Origin of the sequence: Pelomonas sp. KK5, assembly GCF_001984095.1 — a bacterium.
Lineage (GTDB): Bacteria > Pseudomonadota > Gammaproteobacteria > Burkholderiales > Burkholderiaceae_C > KK5.
Window position 1 is genome coordinate 1 of the sequence record NZ_LYVQ01000428.1, and the last position, 2300, is coordinate 2300.

Genomic DNA, 2300 nt, shown 5'->3' on the forward strand with positions numbered 1-2300 from the left:
GGGTGGGGGGCGGTGGCTTGGGTCATCGGATCATTCTGCCGGCGAGGCGATTTGCCGTTCATCCTGGGGTTTCTGCAGTCCGTCGCGTTTCCCTTGGTCGGCCGGCGGGTCGATTGATATGGTGTGCTACATCACCAACACACCGAGCCGCCCATGCACACCTGGAACGACTCCGCACCGCTCTATCAGCAGCTGGCCGACCGGCTGGCCGTGCAACTGCTGGACGGGGCGCCGCCCGAGGGCGAGGCCCTGCCCTCGGTCCGCAAGCTGGCCAGCACCTACCTGATCAATCCGCTGACGGTCAGCCGCGCGCTGCAGGCGCTGGTGGACAACGACCTGGTGGAGAGCCGCCGGGGCATGGGCATGTACGTCAAGGCCGGCGCGCGCACGCGGCTGCTGAGCCGGGAGCGCGCGCAGTTCCTGCAGAAGGAATGGCCGGCGCTGCGGGCCAAGCTGAAGCGGCTGGGCATCGGCGCCAACGACCTGAACTGGGAGGACTGAGACCATGGACCATCTGATCCAAGCGAGCGAGCTGACGCTGCGCTACGGCAAGGCGAAGACCGCGCTGGAGCGCGTCAGCTTCGCGATCCCGAAGGGTCGCGTCGTCGGCCTGCTGGGCCACAACGGCGCGGGCAAGACCTCGCTGATGAAGGCGCTGGTCGGGCTGCTGCCGGCGGAGGGTTCCCTGAGCGTGCTGGGGCTGGACCCGCGCCGCCAACGTAACCAGTTACTTGAGCAGCTCTGCTACATCCCGGACGTGGCCGTGCTGCCGCGCTGGGCGCGGGTTCACGAGCTGATCACGCTGATGGGCGGGCTGCAGCCGCGCTTCTCGGCCCTGCGGGCGCGGGAGCTGCTCAAGCGCACCAGCGTCGGCCTGAACGACAAGGTCAAGAGCCTGTCCAAGGGCATGGTGGTGCAGCTGCACCTGGCGCTGATCGCGGCGATCGATGCGAAGGTGATGATCCTGGACGAGCCCACGCTGGGCCTGGACGTGATGTCCCGCAAGAGCTTTTACGAGATGCTGATCGACGAGTGGTGTGACGGCGAGCGCAGCGTGCTGATCTCGACCCACCAGGTCGAGGAGGTCGAGTCGCTGCTGTCCGACGTGATCATGCTGGACGAAGGGCGCCTGGTGCTGAACATCAGCCTGGAGGACATGGACCAGCGCTTCGTCGCGCTGAGCCACGACCCGGCCACCGCCGACGCCATCGCCGCCGCCCATCCGCTGCTGCGCTACCGGCAGGCGGGCGGCCGCGGCGCCGCGATCTTTGACGGCGCGCCGCCGGCCCATGTGGCCGAGCTGGGCGAGCGCATCCGCCCCAACCTCGTCGACCTGTTCATGGCGCTGACCCGCAACCCGGCGCTGACGCGCAAGGAGGCCTGATCATGACTGCAAGCAATCGTTTCAAGACCCTGCTGCTGCGCGAGTGGATGCAGCACAAGCGAGGCTGGCTGGTCACGCTGCTGGCGCCGCCACTGGTCTTCCTGGCGATCCTCCCGTTCGGCACCGTCGAAGGCATGACCAAGGAAATGCCGCCGCTGCCGGTGGCGCTGTTCATCGTGCTGGCCACCGGGATGGTGATGTTCCTGATCAGCTACGTCAGCGCGATGTTCCAGATGCCGGGCCTGGCGCGCCGCGACCAGCAGGACCGTTCGATCGAGTTCTGGCTGTCGCTGCCGGGCGGTCATTCCCCCAGCATCGGCGCGACGCTGCTGGCCCATGCGCTGCTGGTGCCCCTGGCGGCCGAGGTGATCGGTGTCCTGTTCGGCGGGGTGATCGCCAGTGCGCTGTTCATCAAGCAGGACGGCTGGGCCGGCTGGGCCGGTGTGCCCTGGGGAACGGTCATGTCGATGGCCGTGCCGCTGCTGCTGCGCGGGCTCTTCGGCACCCTGCTCATGACGCTGTGGCTCGCGCCGCTGGTGCTGATCTTCATGGCGGCCTCGGCCTGGCTCAAGCGCTGGGGCGTGCCGGCGGTCGCGTTGGCGCTGGGTGCCGGCGGCTTGGTGCTGGACAAGGTCTACGGCAACCCGATCGTCTGGCGCCTGCTGAGCGCGCAGTGGGACGGCTCGATGCAGTCCTTCGTTGCCGAGCCGGCGCTGCTGCGGCAGTTCGACGAACAGATCAGGCGCCATCCGGATTCGTTCCCGGCGGCCTCCTGGGCCTGGCAGGACGGCCTGTCCGCCCTCCAGAACCTGGCGTCGCCCCATCTGGTCGGCGGGCTGATCGTGGCGGGCATCTGCTTCGGGCTGCTCGTGCTCAAGCGCAGCCGTTCGGCCTGAAACTCCGGGCAGCCAACAAG

The 2300-nt window shown here is 68.4% G+C and carries 3 protein-coding genes; all 3 read left to right on the top strand.

Annotated features, from left to right (window positions below; translation table 11 throughout):
• Window positions 1-153 precede the first annotated feature (153 nt).
• Genes B0W88_RS31285 through B0W88_RS31295 form a run of 3 tightly spaced genes read left to right on the top strand, consistent with a single transcriptional unit; the run spans window position 154 to window position 2280 of the window.
• Window positions 154-501, top strand: a complete 348-nt coding sequence (locus tag B0W88_RS31285) for a GntR family transcriptional regulator (protein ID WP_077038359.1) — start codon at window positions 154-156, stop codon at window positions 499-501.
• Between the two features lie 4 nt (window positions 502-505).
• Entirely contained in the window at window positions 506-1384 is an 879-nt protein-coding gene (locus B0W88_RS31290; protein WP_077038360.1) for an ABC transporter ATP-binding protein, read from the top strand.
• A gap of 2 nt (window positions 1385-1386) precedes the next feature.
• The gene (locus B0W88_RS31295) at window positions 1387-2280 is read left to right on the top strand and encodes a hypothetical protein (RefSeq protein ID WP_077038361.1); all 894 of its coding nucleotides are present in this window, start codon (window positions 1387-1389) and stop codon (window positions 2278-2280) included.
• The last annotated feature ends 20 nt before the right edge of the window (window positions 2281-2300 follow it).

Coding starts and splice junctions, on each gene's coding strand:
- B0W88_RS31285 (WP_077038359.1), top strand. CDS start 154: ATGCACACCTGGAACGACTCCGCACCGCTCTATCAGCAGCTGGCCGAC.
- B0W88_RS31290 (WP_077038360.1), top strand. CDS start 506: ATGGACCATCTGATCCAAGCGAGCGAGCTGACGCTGCGCTACGGCAAG.
- B0W88_RS31295 (WP_077038361.1), top strand. CDS start 1,387: ATGACTGCAAGCAATCGTTTCAAGACCCTGCTGCTGCGCGAGTGGATG.